The sequence below is a fragment of the Massilia eurypsychrophila genome, assembly GCF_002760655.1.
Taxonomy (GTDB): Bacteria; Pseudomonadota; Gammaproteobacteria; order Burkholderiales; family Burkholderiaceae_D; genus JAFCUW01.
In genome coordinates this window covers 459,238-477,566 of record NZ_PDOC01000002.1, presented here as the reverse complement: position 1 = coordinate 477,566, position 18,329 = coordinate 459,238, and the positions used below count along the sequence as shown (strand labels likewise).

Below are 18,329 nucleotides of genomic sequence, written 5' to 3'. Positions count from 1 at the left end.
TTATTTCGGCACGCAGGTGACGACGATATTCGTCACCGCCACGTCGCCCGTCACGCCGGTGCCATTTGCAACGCTGCACGTTTCGGTCGCAGGCTGGGTCAGCACCGTGATGCCGTACGTGCTGCCATACGGCACCTTGTTCGGCATGAGGAAGGCGGTGTCGGCGGCGAGCGCCGTCAAAACGGCTGGGTCGCTGCCATTGGTCAGCTGCAAGCCGGCCGACTTCAGTCCGGTAATGGTACCGCCGACAATCGCCGTGTTAATGGTGCAGTACACCTCGATACTGATCGTTGCCAGCCGCCCGGCCGTCTCGGTGCCGCGCACTACCTCGCAGTTCTGGTGCGCCGGCGGCTTTGTCTGGACCACGGCGTAGACTTCGCCATAGTCGAGCGTGTTCGGGAACGTGAAGGTGGTCGCCTTGGCGGGAACCTTCAGGTCCATCCCGTTGGTGCTCAGCACCAGGTCGTCGTAGACCAGGCCGCTGATGGTGCCGGTGATCGGGAAGGTCGCTTTGCCGCCGCCGCAAGCGGCCAGGCTGAGCGCGAGCGCCAGCGCGATGGCCGGGCGCAGGAAAGATTTGGTCATGTGTTCTCCAGAAAGTAGATGGCGCGGGTCAGCTGCAGATGACCTGGATGTTCGTGATATCGGTCTTGCCGACCGTGCCGACGCCGTCGACGATGCGGCAGGTGCGCGAAGCCGGCTGGGTCAGGATCGTCACGCCGTACGGCGAGCCCTCGGCGACCTTGGTCAGGCTGAAGCTCGTTGCGCCGGCCTTGACTTCGATCTTGTCGGCGCCGTTGACCAGCACCAGGCCGTTGGTATCGAGACCGCTGACGGTGCCGCCCAGCGCATGGGTATTGATGATGCAGTTCACCACGACCGAGTTGATGCTGAACGAGCCGGTCGCGCCCTTGCCGTTGGCCACCGAGCAGACGGCGTTGTCGGGCGAGGAGAAAATGTCGACTTCGAAATTCTCGTCATTGCTCAGCAGCTTGGTAAACGCGAAGATGGACTGTCCCGGTTCGACCGGCAATTTCTCGCCATTGTTCTTGTTGATCAGCACCAGACCGGTCTTGGTCACGCCATATACCGCGCCGGCCAGCTGCAGGTTGCCGTCGTTGCCGCCGCAGGCGGCAAGGCTCAGTGCGCACGCGAGCGCCACGCTCGAACGCAGGGTCAATCTTTTCATGTGTTCTCCAAAAACAAACAGGGTGGGGCGGGGGAGGGCTGACGCCGCGCCGCGGGACAGACGGTTTGGCCGTCATTTTAGAGCATTTGGCAAGCTGGAGCGTCTTTCCTCTTGTATCGCGGTGTAACCACCGTCCAGCCCGGCGGGGTCAGTGCCGGCAATCGCACACGAGTTCGGCCGTAGGGCGCCGATTTGCACTTCACCGCCCGACTCGCTATGCTGGAGCCGCCTCCACGACCGTTTGCCGCAATGACCGCTATCATGAGCACCCATCGCCCCGCCTGGCCGAAGGCCGTCCTGTTCGATCTCGACGATACCTTGTGGCCGATCGCGCCCGTCATCGCCCAGGCCGAGTTGTCGCTGTACGCCTGGCTGCAGCAGCACGCGCCGCGCGTGGCGGCAGGCTTTTCGATCGATGCGCTGCGCCAGGCGCGGCTCGGCCTGCTCGAACGCCAGCCCGAGTTCCACCTCGACCTCGGCGCGCTGCGCCGCGCCGGCCTGCTCGCGGCGTTCGCCCATGCCGGCGAGGACAGCGCCAAGGTCGAGCACGCGATGGAGCATTTCTTCGCCGCCCGCAACGCCGTCGCGCTGTACGACGACGTGCTGCCCGGCCTCGAGAAGCTCAGCCAGATGGTGCTGGTCGGCTCGATCTCGAACGGCAACGCCGACCTGCGCGCGATCGGCATGTCGCACCATTTCAAGGTGTCGGTCGCGGCGCACCAGCTCGGCTGCGCCAAACCGGACGCCGCCATTTTCCTGGCCGCCTGCGAACAGCTCGGCGTCGCCCCGCATGAGGCCGTATATGTCGGCGACGACATGCTGCTCGACGTGCGCGGCGCCCAGCAGGCAGGCCTGCGCGCGGTGTGGCTGAACCGCACCGGCAGCAGCCGCCACCTCGAGCACGGCGTGGTGCCGGACGCCATCTGCACCGATTTCACCGAGCTGCTCGACTGGCTCGAGCGCAGCCACGGCTAGTGCCGGGAACTGCACAGCGGCGCTGCGAACGTGCATAATAAGGGTGTCCGTCTTTGCGCCCCCATACAATCATGCAACTCGATACCCGCGCACAAACTTTGCTCAAGGCTCTCGTCGAGCGCTACATCGCCGACGGTCAGCCGGTCGGCTCGCGCGCGCTGTCGAAGATCTCCGGGCTCGACCTGTCGCCGGCAACGATTCGCAACATCATGGCCGACCTCGAGGAAATGGGCTACGTCGCCAGTCCGCACACGTCGGCCGGCCGCATCCCCACGCCGCGCGGCTACCGCATCTTCGTCGACACCTTGCTCACCGTGCAGCACATCGACGAGCACGCCGTCGAGTCACGCATGCGCATGCCCAACCAGCAGCCGCAAAAGATCATCTCCAACGCCGCGCAGATGCTGTCGTCGCTGTCGCAGTTCGCCGGCGTGGTGCTCAGCCCGCGGCGCGAGTCGGTGTTCCAGCAGATCGAATTCTTGCGCCTGTCCGAAAAACGCATCCTGCTCGTCATTGTCGACCCGCGCGGCGACGTCCAGAACCGCCTGCTGCTGACCGACGCCGACTACACCCCGAGCCAGCTGATCCAGTCGGCCAACTACATCAACCAGAATTACGGCGGGCTCTCGTTCGACCAGGTGCGCCAGCGCGTGACGGACGAACTCAAGAAACTGAGCGACGACATGAGCCGGCTGATGCAGGCCGCCGTCGAAGCCGGCAGCGAAGCGATGGCCGACCATTCCGCTGACATGGTCATTTCCGGCGAGCGCAACCTGCTGAGCGTATCGGACCTGTCGTCGAACATGACGTCGCTGCGTCAGATGTTCGACATGTTCGAGCAAAAGACCGGGCTGATGCAGCTGCTCGACGTGTCGAGCAAGGCGACCGGCGTGCAGATCTTCATTGGCGGCGAATCGAACCTGGTGCCGATGGACGAAATGAGCGTGGTGACGGCGCCCTACGAAGTCAATGGCAAGATTGTCGGCACCCTAGGCGTGATCGGCCCGACCCGCATGGCCTACGAGCGCGTGATCCCGATCGTCGACATCACCGCCAAGCTGCTGTCGAACGCGCTGAGCCACAACTAGGCGCTGCCAACAACTCCGTCGTTGGGGTCAGATCGCCGAATTCACAGGCGTCCGCGCTATCTGAGCGCTTAATGCCGGTGCGGGCAGGCCGGCTTGATGCAGTTGCCGTAAATCGCCAGCGCATGCTCGGCAATGTTGAATCCGCGCTCGGCGGCAACCTTGTGCTGGCGCGACTCGATTTCCTCGTCGAAGAACTCTTCCACGCGTCCGCAGTCGAGACACACCAGGTGGTCGTGGTGCGAACCGGCATTCAGCTCGAAAATCGCCTTGCCCGTCTCGAAATGGTTGCGGTTGAGCAGGCCGGCCTGTTCGAACTGGGTCAGCACCCGGTAGACGGTGGCCAGGCCGACGTCCATGTTTTCGGTCAGCAGGATCTTGTAGACGTCTTCCGCTGTCAGATGGCGCACTTCGCTGTTTTGAAAAATCTCGAGAATTTTCAGGCGCGGAAGGGTCGCTTTCAGGCCGCTGGCCTTGAGATCGCTTGGATTGTTACTCATGTTTGTTGCTCGTATATTGGCATAGTGCTTTATGATATAGCGTTTTGGTGCGACACGTTGTCGCGATCGCCGCCTTTGCGGCACTTATTTTAAGCTGTATCCATCCTGCAAGTCACGCGGCAAGTCATTGATTTAACTAGTTAAATCTCTTTTGACTGACACCTAAAAGCCGTGGGCTCCATAGCTGCGTCCGCATTCTATGGTGAAAAATCAGACGATCACACTGTAGCAAAATCGGGTAAGCACGTCCAAATCGCAAGCAATTTGCGAGGTCCGCACCGCTTCTCTGAATTTCCCGATAGAAAATATCGGATAGTGTGTTGCTCTTCGGCGACAAAATCCAAGGCAAAATTCTAAACGAATTCAACGCAAAGGATTCCCTATCCCCAGGGATAAGCAAGGTTGGCCGTAGCTGGTCATACCAACACGGGATGGATAACAAAGATCGTGCAAGTTCTGCGATGCCTTGTCACACCTCATTTACCCGTCTTGGGCGAGTGCGGCTGGGACCAGGTGTGCGACCACTTGTCACCTACTCGGACATGCGTCTCCGGTAACGGAGGGGTATGGAGCTCTGAGGAGAACGTTCACCGCGCGAGCGGCGCGTCTTCATGTGAATGGGGGGGCGGAGACTGCCAGCAGCGAGGCGGTTGAGGGGCTAGGTGAGGCTGCATGGGTAACGTAATGTGAACCGATGATTGAACCCTCGTAAATATCAACAGGCCTAAGCTGCTGCTGGCCTGAACCAAAAGGTAGGTGGTTGGTTTTCTCCGTTGAAACGGGAGACACGTCGTCATCAAACCACCGGGGGATAGTCGGACCCTAAACAGTCATGTACGACGCAGGAATGTCGTGCGGGTATCGCAGGGAACGTGGCAAGCCCGATTCGCCGCCTGTCTCGGAATGCCAAGACAGGCAAGCAACTCGAAGGGGAAAACCTGAAGGGGCGCCCTTGGCGGGGCGGGTATGGGACGATGGAAAAAGCGAATGCCAGCCTGTAATCGGTTGGATAGGGATTCAAAATTTGTCCCGACGTGAAAGCGTGCAGACTTCCATCTGGTGCAATAGTCGTTCAGCGACCACATAGACAAAGTAGTTTTACTATCAATGGCCCCGAAGGGATGCAGTTCTTCCCTTCGGGGGAGAGTTGCGTCCTCGACGGGCATCATCACTACGTCGAGGTTCAGCAATGAAAGTAATCGAAAGCAACTTCGATTCTGCGTCCTCGCACGTTCCCACAGAATGGGCTGCCATCAACTGGCGGCGTGTCCAGAAGAACGTGAGAGTCATGCAGATTCGTCTAACGAAGGCAACACTGGAAGGCGATTGGCGCAGGGTGAAATCCCTGCAACGATGGCTGACCCGCTCGTTCAGCGCGAAAGCGCTGGCAGTTAAACGAGTGACTGAAAATCAAGGCAAGCGTACCGCCGGTGTGGACCAGCAATTATGGAACACGCCGCTACGGAAGTTTGCGGCGATTGCGCAGTTGGTGAAACGTCGGTATCGGCCCCTGCCACTACGGAGGGTCTATATTCCCAAGGCCAATGGAAAAGAACGCCCTCTGGGTATTCCGACCATGAAGGATCGAGCCATGCAAGCGCTGCATCTGCTGGCACTCGATCCGGTACTGGAAACGGTGAGCGACCGGAACTCCTACGGGTTTCGGAAAAATCGCTCAACGGCGGACGCTATGTCCCAAATCTTTCTCCAGACATGCCGAAAGGTTTCGGCACAATGGGTGTTGGATGCGGACATTGAGGGATTCTTCGACAACATCAACCATGACTGGCTGATCGAGCACGTCCGTATGGACAAGACGATCCTTCGGAAGTGGCTGAAATCCGGGGTAGTCGACCGGGCGCAGTTGCTGAAAACCACAGCGGGAACGCCACAGGGCGGCATCATCAGCCCTGCATTGGCAAATTGGACGCTAAACGGATTGGAAGCGGAGCTGACCAAGCATCTCGGTGCGAGGTTCGGCAAGTCAAAAATCGAGAAGCTGAAAGTTGGGGTCGTACGATATGCGGATGATTTTGTGGTGACCGGCGCTTCAAAAGAGCTGCTGGAAACAGAAATCCGGCCATGGATTGAAGCATTCCTTGCAAAGCGGGGACTGCGGCTGTCCACAGCCAAGACCAAGATCGTTCACATCGACCAAGGCTTCGATTTTCTCGGGTGGAATTTTCGTAAGTACAAGGGAAAACTGCTCATTAAGCCGAGTAAGAAAAACGTAAAAACGTTCTATGAAAAGCTTAGGAAAATCATTGGCGAACATATGATGGTTAGACAGGAGGACTTGATCCGACTGCTGAACCCGATGCTACGAGGCTGGGCGCAGTATCACAGCCCCGTAGTAGCCAAGCAAGCGTTCTCGCGCATGGAGTCGCTGCTGTTCTGGCGCCTCATGCGGTGGGCCAAGCGCAGGCATCCGAAGAAAAGTGCCAAATGGATTCGTCGGAAATATTGGCGGTCAGTTGGTAACCGGAATTGGGTGTTTGCGGTGGACTTCGTACCAAAGGATGGCAACAAAGGTGTAATGGAGCTGTACTCGCTTGCGGGTACGTCCATCGAGCGACACAAGAAGATCAAAGGGGGATTCAACCCCTACGATCCGCAATGGGAAGCGTACGGCGAAACCCTACGTCAGGAGCGCATGTTGAAGCACATGCGTTACCGGAAGGAGTGGGCCAGGCTGTACGGCGATCAACGCGGCTTGTGCGCATTGTGTGGATATGAGATGGACATGGAGACCGGATGGCATGACCACCACATCGAGTATCGTGTGGCGGGAGGCTCCGATGCCCTTGGAAATCGCGTATTATTGCACCCGAATTGCCATGCGCGAGTGCATGGCCAAAATTTGCAAGTTGTTAAGCCGGTTCCTGTATAGGAACTTTTGTTGTGCTTGAGCCGTGTGCGGCGAAAGTCGCAAGCACGGTTCTTAGGGGGGAGGGGTTCTGGTAACAGGCCCTTCCTACCCTCCGAGCTAGCGCTCAAACGTTTTGAGGTCACTTATGCGCGTCAAGAATGCTGTTTTGCACCGTTTTTACTCCCGGACACCACTGCTGGCAGCTGCCGTCTGCGCCGCGTTGACCTTGTCCGGCTGCGCTTCGTGGCGCAATGCGCTGTCGCCTTCGGTGTCGCAGCCGGCCACGCCGGCGCAAGCTGCCGCCGACGCCGACCAGTCCGCCGCAGCGGCCAACGCCGGCGCCCAGACCACCAGCGCGACGTCGCTGCAAAAATTCCTGTGGGTGTTCAAGCCGTACCGGCCCGACATTCAGCAAGGCAACTTCGTCTCGCAGGAAATGCTGGCCCAGCTGAAAGTGGGCCAGACCCGCGAGCAGGTCAAGTTCATCCTCGGCACGCCGCTGCTGACCGACGCTTTCCACATCGACCGCTGGGATTATCCGTTCTACTTGGCGCGCGGCAACGGCGAGCTGACCAAGGCGCGCGTGACCGTCTTTTTCAAGGACGACAAGGTCGAGCGTTTCGACGGCGGCAATCTGCCGACCGAGCGCGAGTACATCGCCCGCATCGCCGGCCCGACCAAGGCCGCCGCGAAAGAAGCGCCGAAGAAGGAAGAGGCCGGCGCGGTCCAGATCAAGATCAAGCAATAAGCGGCGCACGACCATGACTTCAATGAAGATTGCGGTGGCCGGCGCCGGCGGGCGCATGGGCAAGATGCTGATCGAGGCGATCGCCAAGGCGCCTGACGCCGAACTGACCGGCGCGCTCGGCGTGGCCGGTTCGCCGAAAATCGGTACCGAGGCGGCCGCCTTTCTCGGCCAGTCCGGCTCGGTGGCCATCGTCGCCGACCTGGCCACCGGCCTGGCCGGCGCGCGCTGCCTGATCGACTTCACCCGCCCGGAAGGCACGCTCAAGCACCTGGCCTATTGCGCCGAGCACGGCATCGCGATGGTCATCGGCACCACCGGCTTCGATGATGCCGGCAAGGCCGCCATCCGCGCTGCCGCCGACAAGATCGCCATCGTGTTCGCGCCGAACATGAGCGTCGGCGTCAACCTGACGTTGAAGCTGCTGGAAATGGCCGCAAAAGCTCTGGCCGAAGGTTACGACATCGAAATCATCGAGGCGCACCACCGCCATAAGGTCGATGCGCCGTCCGGCACCGCGCTGAAGATGGGCGAAGTCATCGCCGACGCGCTCGGCCGCGACCTCAAGGAATGCGCCGTGTACGGCCGCGAAGGCGTCACCGGCGAGCGCGACCCGTCCACCATCGGCTTTGCCACCATCCGCGGCGGCGACATCGTCGGCGACCATACGGTGCTGTTTGCCGGCGACGGCGAGCGCATCGAGATCAGCCACAAGTCGAGCAGCCGCGTCACCTACGCCCACGGCGCCTTGCGCGCGGCGCGCTTCCTGGCCGACAAGCAGACCGGCCTGTACGACATGCAGGACGTGCTGGCGCTGGGGCGCTAAGGAGAAAACAATGGCTACTGCAGAACTGAACGGCGCCGCAATCGACGGCGCCGCCGCGTTTCACGCCGAATGCAAGCAGGCGTTCGGCTTTCCCGATTCCTATAGCAATACGATGGACGCCTGGGTCGATTGCATGAGCTACCTGCGCGACGCCGACGGCATGAGCAAGTTCCGCCTGAAGCCGAACGAGGTGCTGGAAATCGTCATCAAGGACGCCGCGGCCATGCGCGAGAAGGCGCCCGACCTGCTTGAGGAGTTGACCTTTTGCGTCGCTGGCATCAACGAGCGTTATGACGACTATGGCGAAAAGCCTGCGCTGGCGTTGGTGCTGCGCTGACCTACGGGAAGTAGACCTTGACAATGACGGCAATGAGCATTGCCGTATTTGTTGCACACATCCACCGCAGCAGTTTCTGCTCACCGCGCACCTCTGTTAGCTCCATCACCATATGAGCTTCCAACGCGTCCACGCGCGCTGTCATCCTTGTCGCGGAGGCATCCATCCTTGCTTCGAAAGTATTCAGCCTGGCAGTGACCCGCTCTTCGAAAGCAGACATCCGCGCAGTGAGAGTCTCGCCGAGTTGATTCAGATCGGCACGCGATGCAGCACAATTGGTCAATGCTTGCGACAGCAATTTGGCATGCATTTCAGCCTGGGTTTGTGTAACCCCGACAGCTTGAAGCTGCTGCGAATGATCGATGGCGTTAAATTGGCTGTTCATGCATGTTGGACCAAATAACGACGATATCGTTCACCTGCCGGGCGGCAGTTTTGCCCCTCCCGCCACCCCGGCGCCGCCCGGAAATAACATGAACCAGTATAATGTTCGGTTCAACTCCACTTTCCTGGCCTTTTGATCATCATGCAAGATAAATATAGTCCCGCCGACGTCGAGCAAGCCGCCCAATCGCACTGGAAGGCCATCGATGCCTACAAGGCGGTCGAAAACGACCCGCGTTTCCCAAAGGGCAAGTACTACGCTTGCTCGATGCTGCCTTACCCGTCGGGCAAGCTGCACATGGGACACGTGCGCAACTATACGATCAATGACGTGATGTACCGCTACCTGCGAATGAACGGCTACAACGTGCTGATGCCGATGGGCTGGGACGCGTTCGGCATGCCGGCCGAAAACGCCGCGATGGCCAACCAGGTGCCGCCGGCCGAGTGGACCTATTCGAACATCGCCCACATGCGCGAGCAGATGGAGTCGATGGGCCTGGCAATCGACTGGTCGCGCGAGATGACCGCCTGCAAGCCGGAATACTACAAGTGGAACCAGTGGATGTTCCTCAAGATGCTCGAAAAGGGCATCATCTACAAGAAGACCGGCACCGTCAACTGGGACCCGATCGACCAGACCGTGCTGGCCAACGAGCAGGTCGTCGACGGCCGCGGCTGGCGCTCCGGCGCGCTGATCGAAAAGCGCGAGATCCCGATGTACTACGCGCGCATCACCGACTACGCCGAAGAGCTGCTCGACTACGTCGACAACAAGCTGCCGGGCTGGCCCGAGCGCGTGCGCGTGATGCAGGCCAACTGGATCGGCAAGTCGACCGGCGTGCGCTTCGCCTTCCCGCACACGATCAAGGATGCCGGCGGTGAACTGATCGGCGGCGGCAAGATGCACGTCTTCACCACCCGCGCCGACACCATCATGGGCGTCACCTTCTGCGCCGTCGCGCCGGAGCACGCGCTGGCCGCGCACGCGGCGCAATCGAACCCGCAGCTGGCCGCCTTCATCGCCGAGTGCAAACTGGGCAGCGTGATCGAGGCGGACATGGCGACGATGGAAAAGAAGGGCATGCCGACCGGCCTGTTCGTCACCCATCCGCTGACCGGCGACCAGGTCGAGGTCTGGGTCGGCAACTACGTCCTGATCACCTACGGCGACGGCGCCGTGATGGGCGTGCCGGCGCACGACGAACGCGACTTCCTGTTCGCCACCAAGTACCAGCTGCCGATCACCCAGGTGGTCGCCGTCGAAGGCAAGCAGTACTCGCTGGCCGGCTGGCAGGAATGGTACGGCGACAAGGAGCACGGCGTGCTGGTCAACTCCGGCAAGTACGATGGCCTCGACTACATTGCCGCGGTCAACGCCATCGCCGGCGACCTCGCGCTGCAAGGCCTGGGCGAAAAGAAGACCACCTTCCGCCTGCGCGATTGGGGCATCTCGCGCCAGCGCTACTGGGGCACGCCGATCCCGATGATCCACTGCGCCGATTGCGGCGTCGTGCCGGTGCCTGAAAAAGACCTGCCGGTGGTGCTGCCCGAACACCTGGTGCCGGACGGCAGCGGCAACCCGCTGAACAAGGACGAAGCCTTCCTCAAGTGCGACTGTCCGCAGTGCGGCAAGCCGGCGCGCCGCGAGACCGACACGATGGACACCTTCGTCGACTCGTCGTGGTACTACATGCGTTACACCTCGCCTGGCGCGGCCGGCATGGTCGACGCGCGCAACGACTACTGGATGCCGATGGACCAGTACATCGGCGGCATCGAGCACGCCGTCATGCACCTGCTGTACGCGCGCTTCTGGACCAAGGTGATGCGCGACATGGACCTGGTCAAGTTCGACGAGCCGTTCGTCAACCTGCTCACGCAAGGCATGGTCCTCAATGAGACCTACTACCGCGAAGACGGCGCCGGCAAGAAGACCTGGTTCAACCCGGCCGACATCGACCTCGATCTGGACGACAAGGGCCGCCCGCAAGGCGCGCTGCTCAAGTCCGATGGCCAGAAAGTCGAAATCGGCGGCACCGAAAAGATGTCGAAGTCGAAGAACAACGGCATCGACCCGCAGGCGCAGATCGGCCAGTACGGCGCCGACACCGCGCGCCTGTTCACCATGTTCGCTTCGCCGCCCGAGCAGACGCTCGAGTGGTCCGACAGCGGCGTCGAAGGCGCCAGCCGCTTCCTGCGCCGCGTGTGGGCGTTCGCTTACGCGCAGTCGCCGCGCATCGCCGCCGAACTCGCAAAGCCGTCCAAGGATGGCTACGACAACGCGCAAAAAACGCTGCGCCGCGAGCTGCACAAGATCTTGCAGCAGGCCGACTATGACCTCAAGCGCATCCAGTACAACACCGTCGTCTCGGCCTGCATGAAGATGCTCAACACGATGGAGTCGGCCAAGCTGGCCGATGGCGCCGCGTCCGACGCGGTCGTCGCCGAAGGCCTGTCGATCTTCCTGCGCGTGCTCAATCCGGTCGCGCCGCACATCACCCACGTGCTGTGGGAAGAGCTGGGCTACGCGAAAGTCCATGGCGACATCCTCAACGCGCCATGGCCGCAGGTCGACCCGCAAGCGCTCGAACAGGCTGAAATCGAGATGATGATCCAGGTGAACGGCAAGCTGCGCGGCTCCATCATGGTGGCCAAGGACGCCGACAAGGCGTCGATCGAAGCGCAGGCGCTCGCTTGCGAAGCGGTGCAGAAGTACATCGAGACGCCGCCGAAAAAGGTGATCGTCGTCCCCGGCAAGTTGATCAGCATCGTGGTGTAAGCGATGAATGCCCTGCGATCGATCTCCCTGCGCGCCGGCGCCGTGCTGCTGCTGGCGGTGGCGTTATCAAGCTGCGGCTTCCAGCTGCGCGGCTCCAACGGCCAGTACCAGATGCCGTTCAACAGCATCTACCTCGGCTTCGCCGAAACCTCGCCGCTCGGCATCGAGCTGCGCCGCAACCTGCGCGGCGGCGACGCCGTCATCGTCGTCGATGATGCCGCCAAGGCCGAAGCGAAGCTCGACGTGCTGTCCGAGACGCGCGGCAAATCGATCCTGTCGCTCAACAGCCAGGGCCGCGTGCGCGAATACCTGCTGACCTACACGCTGGTGTTTCGCGTGCGCGACACCAAGGACGCCGAGCTGCTCGGCCCGACCGAGATCACCCTCAAGCGCAGCATCGCCTTTAACGAATCGCAGGTGCTGGCCAAGGAATCGGAAGAAGCGCTGCTGTACCGCGACATGCAGACCGACCTGGTGCAGCAGATCCTGCGCCGCCTCGCGGCCATCAAGCGCGCGTAAGGATTGCCGATGCAGCTGCGCGTTGACGGACTCGAAGCACACCTCGCCAGGGCGATCGCGCCGCTGTACGTGATCAGCAGCGACGAGCACCTGCTGGCGCTGGAAGCGGCCGACAAGATCCGCCGCGCCGCGCGCGCCAACGGCTATTCGGAACGCGATGTGCTCACCGTCGAGCGCACCTTCAAGTGGGGCGAACTGCTTGCCGCCAACAACGAGATGTCGCTGTTCGGCGACAAGAAGCTGATCGAGCTGCGCATCCCCACCGGCAAGCCCGGCAAGGATGGCGGCGCCGCGCTGCAAAGCTACGCCAAGAGCCTCAGTCCCGACAACCTGACCCTGATCACCTTGCCCAAGCTGGACTGGCAGACCGCCAAGGCGGCCTGGGTCGGCGCCTTGCAGCAGGCCGCGGTGTACATCGAGATCCCGATCGTCGAGCGCGCCGCGCTGCCGGGCTGGATCGGCACCCGCCTGGCCGGCCAGGGCCAGAGCGTCGACCGCCAGGGCCTCGACTTCATCGCCGACCGGGTCGAAGGCAATCTGCTGGCGGCGCACCAGGAGATCCAGAAACTGGGCCTGTTGCACGAGCCCGGCAAGCTGACGTTCGAGCAGGTCCACGACGCCGTTCTCAACGTCGCCCGCTACGACGTGTTCAAGCTGTCCGAGGCGATGCTGGCGGGCGACGCGGCGCGCCTGGTGCGCATGCTCGAGGGCTTGAAGGGCGAGGGCGAGGCGCTGCCGCTGGTGCTGTGGGCGGTGGCCGACGAAATTCGCACGCTGCTCAAGCTGAAGGCGGCGATGGCGCAGGGCCGCCCGCTCGGCGTGCTGCTCAAGGAATTGCGCATCTGGGGCCCGAAGGAGCGCATGATGGAGCCGGCGCTGCGGCGTCTGTCGCTGGCCGTGCTGGAACAGGCGCTGCAGGACGCCGCGCAGGTCGACAAGATGATCAAGGGCTTGCGCGCCAAGGCATTTGCCGGCGACGCGTGGGACGCGATGCTGCAGCTGGCGCTGAAGGTGGCGCGCTAGGCCAGAATTTACTTTAAGAGCACAACGATGAACATCCCCGAATACATGGAACAGGTAGGCCGCCAGGCTCGCGCCGCATCGCGCGCGATGGCGCGCGCCGACAGCGCCACCCGCAACCGCGCGCTGCTGTTGATCGCCGATGCGGTCAATCGCGACAGCGCGCTGCTGCGCGCGGCCAACCAGCTCGACCTGAAAGCCGCGCGCGTCGCCGGCCTGGCGCCGGCCATGGTCGATCGCCTCGAGCTGTCCGAAGCGGCCATCGCCACCATGGTCGAAGGCCTGCGCCAGATGGTCGCGCTGCCCGATCCGATCGGCGAAATTTCCAACATGAAATTCCGCCCCAGCGGCATCCAGGTCGGCCAGATGCGCGTGCCGCTCGGCGTCATCGGCATCATCTACGAAGCGCGCCCGAACGTGACCGTCGATGCCGCCGGCCTGTGCATCAAGAGCGGCAACGCCACCATCCTGCGCGGCGGCTCCGAAGCGATCAACTGCAACCGCGCGCTGGCGGCCATCGTCGCCGAGGGCCTGGCCGGCGCCGGCCTGCCGGCCCATGGCGTGCAGATCGTCGACACCATCGACCGCGCCGCGGTCGGCGCAATGATCACCATGCCGCAGTATGTCGACGTCATCGTGCCGCGCGGCGGCAAGGGCCTGATCGCGCGCCTGATGAAGGAAAGCACGGTGCCGATGATCAAGCACCTCGACGGCATCTGCCACGTCTACATCGACGCCAAGGCCGATATCGCCAAGGCGCTGCCGATCGCGTTCAACGCCAAGTGCCACCGCTACGGCACCTGCAACACGATGGAGACCTTGCTGGTCGACCGCGCCATCGCCGCCGCCGTGCTGCCGCGGCTGGCCGCGCTGTACCTGGAAAAACAGGTCGAGCTGCGCGCCGACCCGGAAGCGTTCGCGATCCTGGCCGCGGCCGACTATCCGCACCTGGCCGCCGCGCTTGAGGAGGACTGGAGCGCCGAATACCTGGCGCCGATCCTGGCGGTGAAGGTGATGGCCGGCATCGACGAGGCGATCGAGCATATCAACACCTGGTCGTCGCACCACACCGACGCGATCATCACCGAGGACTACAGCGACGCGCTGCGCTTCCTGCGCGAAGTCGATTCGGCGTCGGTGATGGTGAACGCGTCGACGCGCTTTGCCGACGGCTTCGAATACGGCCTCGGCGCCGAGATCGGCATCTCCAACGACAAGCTGCACGCGCGCGGCCCGGTCGGCCTCGAAGGCCTCACGTCGCTCAAGTACATCGTCTTCGGCCACGGCGAAGTACGTAGTTAATCAACCTGGAACCCTATGCTCTGGATTAAAGCGTTTCACATCGTCTTCGTCGCCTCGTGGTTTGCCGGCCTGTTCTACCTGCCGCGCATCTTCGTCAACCTCGCGCAGGAGACCGAAACGGTCGCCACCGCGCGCCTGCTGCTGATGGCGCGCAAGCTGTACCGCTTCACTTCGATGCTGATGATTCCGGCCGTCGTGCTGGGCGTCTGGCTGTGGCTCGGCTACGGCTTCAAGGGCGGCTGGCTGCATGCCAAGCTGGCGCTGGTGATGCTGGCGATCGGCTATCATCATGCATGCGGCTCGCTGCTTCGGAAGTTCGAAAACGGCGCCAACCGCCGTGCGCACACCTGGTACCGCTGGTTCAACGAGGTGCCGGTACTGCTGCTGGTGGCGATCACGATCCTCGTCGTCGTCAAACCTTTCTGACGGAGCTTCGATGAGCAAGACCATCCAGTATTACCTGGCCCCGAACTCTCCCTGGACCTACCTCGGCCACCAGCGCTTCGTCGACATGGCCAAGGCGGCCGGCGCCCACGTCGAGCTCAAGCCATTCGACCTGGCCAAGGTGTTCGGCGTGTCCGGCGGCCTGCCGCTGGCCAAGCGCGCGCCGCAGCGCCAGGCGTACCGCCTGGCCGAACTGGCGCGCTGGTCCGAGCTGCTGCAGGTGCCGCTCAAGCCGCAGCCGGCCTTCTTTCCGGTGCCGGCCGATGCGGCGGCCAAGCTGATCATCGCCGCCCGCACCAGCCTGGGCGGCGACGCCGCGCTGCAAGTAGCCGGCGCCGTCATGCGCGCGCTGTGGGCCGAAGACAAGAACATCTCCGACGAGGACGCGCTGGCGCAGATCGCCACCATGTGCGGCTTCGACGGGCGCATGCTGGTCAAGTCGTCGCAGACGGCCGGCGTGCAGGAGCAATACGAGCGCAACACCGACGAGGCGATGGCCGCCAGCGTATTCGGCGCGCCGTGGTATGTCGTCGATGGCGAAAGCTTCTGGGGCCAGGACCGCCTCGACTTCGTCGAACGCGCGCTCGCAAAAGCATAGTAGCGCCGTAGTTGCAGCAAACCAGGATGGGCGGAGGCGCCCATCCATTCATTCATTTTTTAACGGATAAAGGGTACTCCCATGGCTTCATTTTTCTGTCCTTGCCCGCGCGGCATGGAAGCGGCGCTGGCCGAAGAACTCGGCGAAATCGCGCTGCAAAGCACCACCATGAAGGTGCACAACCAGGTTCCCGGCGGCGTGCATTGCTCCGGCCACCTGCTCGACTCGTACCTGATCAACCTGCACTCGCGCATCGCCTCGCGCGTGCTGATGCGCATGGCTCACTCCAGCTATGCCAACGAGAACGACATCTACGACCTGGTACTGGCGCAGCCGTGGGAAGACTGGTTCGGCGTCGACCACACGATCCGCGTCGACGTCACCGCCATCAAATCGCCGCTGCGCAGCCTCGAATTCACCACCCTCAAGATCAAGGACGCCGTCTGCGACCGCTTCCGCGACCTGGTCGGCAAGCGCCCGTCGGTCAACACGGCCGAGCCGGACGTGCGCATCGTCGGCTTTCTCGACAACCGCAACTTCACCATCTATCTCGATACCTCGGGCGAGGCGCTGTTCAAGCGCGGCTGGCGCGAGGAAACGGGCGATGCGCCGCTGCGCGAGAACCTCGCCGCCGGCATGCTGCGCGTGTCGGGCTGGAAGCCGGGCACCGTGCTGTTCGACCCGATGTGCGGCTCGGGTACCATCCTGATCGAAGCGGCCCAGATGCTGCAGGGGATTCCCCCTGGCGCGCGGCGCAGCTTCGCGTTCGAAAAATTCAACAACTTCGTCGCCGCCCCGTGGCAGGCGATGAAGGCGGCGATCAAGCCGAACGCGCTGCCGGCGGAACCCACCATTTTCGGCAGCGACATCTCCGGCGACATGATCGAAATGACGCGCCATAACCTGAAAATCGCCGGCATCATGTTCGACGTCCCGCTCAAGCAGATCGAGGCGCAGGAAGTCAAACCGCCGACCGAGCAGCCCGGTATCCTGCTGACCAACCCGCCGTACGGCGAGCGGATCGGCGTGCGCGGCGACAGCACCATGCCGGCCGACGAGATGAGCGTGTCGTTCTACGCCGCGCTCGGCACCACGCTCAAGCAGCGCTTCGCCGGCTGGACCGTGTTCCTGTTTACCGCCGACCTGTCGCTGCCCAAGCTGCTGCGCCTGAAAGAAGCGCGCAAGACGCCGTTCTTCAACGGCGCCCTCGAATGCCGCCTGTTCCGCTTCGACATGGTCGCCGGCTACAACCGCCGCGAAGAAGCCAAGCCGAAACAGGCATAGCGATGTTCCCGCAGCCGCCGCCGCCAAACGTGCCGCCCGATCCGGTGGTGCCGCTGCCGCTGCCGCCGGTGCACCGCATCGCGCTGCTCGGCGCCGGGGCGCTGGCGGCGCTGCTTGCCTCGCTGTCGATGCTGGGGCCTTTTTCGATCGACGCCTACCTGCCGGCTTTTCCCAACATCCAGGCCGACCTGGGCGCCAGCGCGATCGAAGTGCAGCAAACGCTGACGGCCTACATGCTCGCCTTTGCCGGCATGGTGCTGTGGCACGGTGCGCTGTCGGATGCCTTCGGGCGCCGTAACATCGTGCTTGTGTCGCTGGTGGTGTTCGCCATCGGCACCTTCGGCTGCGCGGCCTCGCATTCGGTGCACTACCTGTGGATCTTCCGCATCATGCAGGGCGTCTCGGCCGGCGTCGGCACCGTGGTCGGGCGCGCCATTATCCGCGACTTGTATGCGGGGGCGCCGGCGGCGCGCCTGCTGTCGATGGTGACGATGATCTTCTCGATCGCGCCGGCCATCGCGCCGGTGCTGGGCGGCTGGATCGTCAAGCTGTTCGACTGGCGCACCATCTTCCTGTTCCTGCTCGTGTACACGGTTGTGCTGTTCGTCGTGTGCTGGCGCTACCTGCCCGAGACGCTGGCGCGCGAACACCGCCAGCCGTTCAATCCGGGCTACCTGGCCACCAACTACGGGGCCATCTTCCGCTCGCCGCTGTTTCACATGAAGGCCGGCATCGTCGCCTGCAATTTCGCCGGCCTGTTCCTGTTCATTACCGCCGCGCCGGTCATGCTGCCGGTGCACCTGCACCTCGGCCCCGACGAATTCGCGTGGCTGTTCGTGCCCGCGGTGTCGGGCATCTTCCTGGGCGCGCTGGCGGCCAACCGGCTCGCCGGGCGCATCTCGTTCGGACGCCAGATCGGCGTTGGCTTCTGCTTCATGCTGGCGGCGGCGATCTGCAACGTCGGCTATCACCTGGCGTTTGCGCCCAGCGTGCCGTGGTCGGTGCTGCCGATGTTCTTCTACACCTTTGGCATGTCGGTGGTGGCGCCGGTGGCCACCTTGCTCACGCTCGACCTGTTCCCGCACATCCGCGGCACGGTCGCCTCGTGCCAGTCGTTCGCCATGACCTTGCTCGGCGCCGTGGTGGCCGGCGTCATCGCGCCGTTCCTGTCGCATTCGGTCCTGTGGCTGGCCCTCGGCCAACTCGGTTTCGTCCTTGTTGCCCTTGCATTATGGTTGACGTCAAGGCACTACCGGCGCATGCTCTCCAGCCAAGCAGTGGAGTAGGGCATTTCCACGTGACCGTGGAAATTGTGAACATTTTTCTGGAAATTATTATTCCCAGCGAGAAAGTTCGTGTATATATGCTAAGATCATTGTATTAAATGCTTGAACAAGGCCTAGATCACTGCCTTGTCCATGGCTTAAAACAAAAATCGTCGTGGCTGCTTCGCCGTTGAGCGCCACTTGC

At 62.6% G+C, this 18,329-nt stretch carries 18 protein-coding genes; 14 read left to right on the top strand and 4 right to left on the bottom strand.

Translation table 11 applies throughout. The features are described 5' to 3' along the window. Window positions 1-585: a hypothetical protein gene (locus CR105_RS05080; protein ID WP_099787329.1), complete on the bottom strand. Its 585-nt coding sequence runs from the start codon at window positions 583-585 to the stop codon at window positions 1-3. 28 nt (window positions 586-613) lie between these two features. Then, window positions 614-1,189 carry a hypothetical protein gene (locus tag CR105_RS05075; RefSeq protein ID WP_099787328.1) on the bottom strand — a complete coding sequence of 192 codons (576 nt, stop codon included), beginning with the start codon at window positions 1,187-1,189 and terminating at the stop codon, window positions 614-616. Between the two features lie 261 nt (window positions 1,190-1,450). On the opposite strand from CR105_RS05075, the gene CR105_RS05070 reads away from it, so the two are divergent. Both CR105_RS05070 and hrcA read left to right on the top strand, forming a co-directional pair. Then, on the top strand, window positions 1,451-2,164 hold the full coding sequence (locus tag CR105_RS05070) for an HAD family hydrolase (RefSeq protein WP_099787462.1): 714 nt from the start codon (window positions 1,451-1,453) through the stop codon (window positions 2,162-2,164). Window positions 2,165-2,235: 71 nt separating this feature from the next. Then, the gene (hrcA, locus tag CR105_RS05065; protein WP_099787327.1) at window positions 2,236-3,252 is read left to right on the top strand and encodes a heat-inducible transcriptional repressor HrcA; all 1,017 of its coding nucleotides are present in this window, start codon (window positions 2,236-2,238) and stop codon (window positions 3,250-3,252) included. Window positions 3,253-3,320: 68 nt separating this feature from the next. Here the strand turns inward: hrcA and fur are convergent, their stop codons facing one another. Next, window positions 3,321-3,749, bottom strand: coding sequence for a ferric iron uptake transcriptional regulator (gene fur, locus CR105_RS05060; RefSeq protein WP_099787326.1), 429 nt, complete (start codon window positions 3,747-3,749; stop codon window positions 3,321-3,323). A gap of 1,189 nt (window positions 3,750-4,938) precedes the next feature. Between fur and ltrA the strand changes: the two genes are divergently transcribed. The 4 genes from ltrA (at window position 4,939) to CR105_RS05040 (ending at window position 8,526) form a co-directional block, all read left to right on the top strand. Further along, on the top strand, window positions 4,939-6,639 hold the full coding sequence (gene ltrA / locus CR105_RS05055; RefSeq protein ID WP_099787325.1) for a group II intron reverse transcriptase/maturase: 1,701 nt from the start codon (window positions 4,939-4,941) through the stop codon (window positions 6,637-6,639). Between the two features lie 145 nt (window positions 6,640-6,784). Continuing rightward, on the top strand, window positions 6,785-7,366 hold the full coding sequence (locus CR105_RS05050; protein WP_370660670.1) for an outer membrane protein assembly factor BamE: 582 nt from the start codon (window positions 6,785-6,787) through the stop codon (window positions 7,364-7,366). Window positions 7,367-7,379: 13 nt separating this feature from the next. Continuing rightward, window positions 7,380-8,189, top strand: coding sequence for a 4-hydroxy-tetrahydrodipicolinate reductase (gene dapB, locus CR105_RS05045; protein WP_099787323.1), 810 nt, complete (start codon window positions 7,380-7,382; stop codon window positions 8,187-8,189). Between the two features lie 10 nt (window positions 8,190-8,199). Then, entirely contained in the window at window positions 8,200-8,526 is a 327-nt protein-coding gene (locus tag CR105_RS05040) for a barstar family protein (RefSeq protein ID WP_099787322.1), read from the top strand. Window position 8,527: 1 nt separating this feature from the next. Here CR105_RS05040 and CR105_RS05035 read toward each other — a convergent pair whose 3' ends face one another. After that, a complete protein-coding gene (locus CR105_RS05035) occupies window positions 8,528-8,911 on the bottom strand; it encodes a hypothetical protein (RefSeq protein ID WP_099787321.1) in 384 nt (127 codons plus the stop codon). A gap of 141 nt (window positions 8,912-9,052) precedes the next feature. On the opposite strand from CR105_RS05035, the gene leuS reads away from it, so the two are divergent. The 8 genes from leuS to CR105_RS04995 all read left to right on the top strand — a co-directional run bounded on the left by leuS (window position 9,053) and on the right by CR105_RS04995 (window position 18,145). Then, window positions 9,053-11,692 (top strand): leucine--tRNA ligase, encoded by a 2,640-nt coding sequence (gene leuS / locus CR105_RS05030; RefSeq protein ID WP_099787461.1) that lies wholly within the window; start codon window positions 9,053-9,055, stop codon window positions 11,690-11,692. 3 nt (window positions 11,693-11,695) lie between these two features. Then, the gene (locus CR105_RS05025; protein WP_099787320.1) at window positions 11,696-12,211 is read left to right on the top strand and encodes an LPS-assembly lipoprotein LptE; all 516 of its coding nucleotides are present in this window, start codon (window positions 11,696-11,698) and stop codon (window positions 12,209-12,211) included. Between the two features lie 9 nt (window positions 12,212-12,220). Then, entirely contained in the window at window positions 12,221-13,234 is a 1,014-nt protein-coding gene (gene holA, locus CR105_RS05020) for a DNA polymerase III subunit delta (protein ID WP_099787319.1), read from the top strand. 27 nt (window positions 13,235-13,261) lie between these two features. After that, window positions 13,262-14,533 carry a glutamate-5-semialdehyde dehydrogenase gene (locus CR105_RS05015; RefSeq protein ID WP_099787318.1) on the top strand — a complete coding sequence of 424 codons (1,272 nt, stop codon included), beginning with the start codon at window positions 13,262-13,264 and terminating at the stop codon, window positions 14,531-14,533. Window positions 14,534-14,548: 15 nt separating this feature from the next. Next, complete coding sequence (locus tag CR105_RS05010; RefSeq protein WP_099787317.1) at window positions 14,549-14,959, top strand: CopD family protein; 411 nt, start codon at window positions 14,549-14,551, stop codon at window positions 14,957-14,959. Between the two features lie 10 nt (window positions 14,960-14,969). Then, window positions 14,970-15,575: a 2-hydroxychromene-2-carboxylate isomerase gene (locus tag CR105_RS05005; RefSeq protein WP_099787316.1), complete on the top strand. Its 606-nt coding sequence runs from the start codon at window positions 14,970-14,972 to the stop codon at window positions 15,573-15,575. Between the two features lie 81 nt (window positions 15,576-15,656). Beyond that, entirely contained in the window at window positions 15,657-16,859 is a 1,203-nt protein-coding gene (locus tag CR105_RS05000) for a THUMP domain-containing class I SAM-dependent RNA methyltransferase (protein ID WP_379675385.1), read from the top strand. A 2-nt stretch (window positions 16,860-16,861) separates the two neighbouring features. Then, window positions 16,862-18,145, top strand: a complete 1,284-nt coding sequence (locus CR105_RS04995) for a multidrug effflux MFS transporter (protein ID WP_180288093.1) — start codon at window positions 16,862-16,864, stop codon at window positions 18,143-18,145. Window positions 18,146-18,329: the final 184 nt, after the last annotated feature.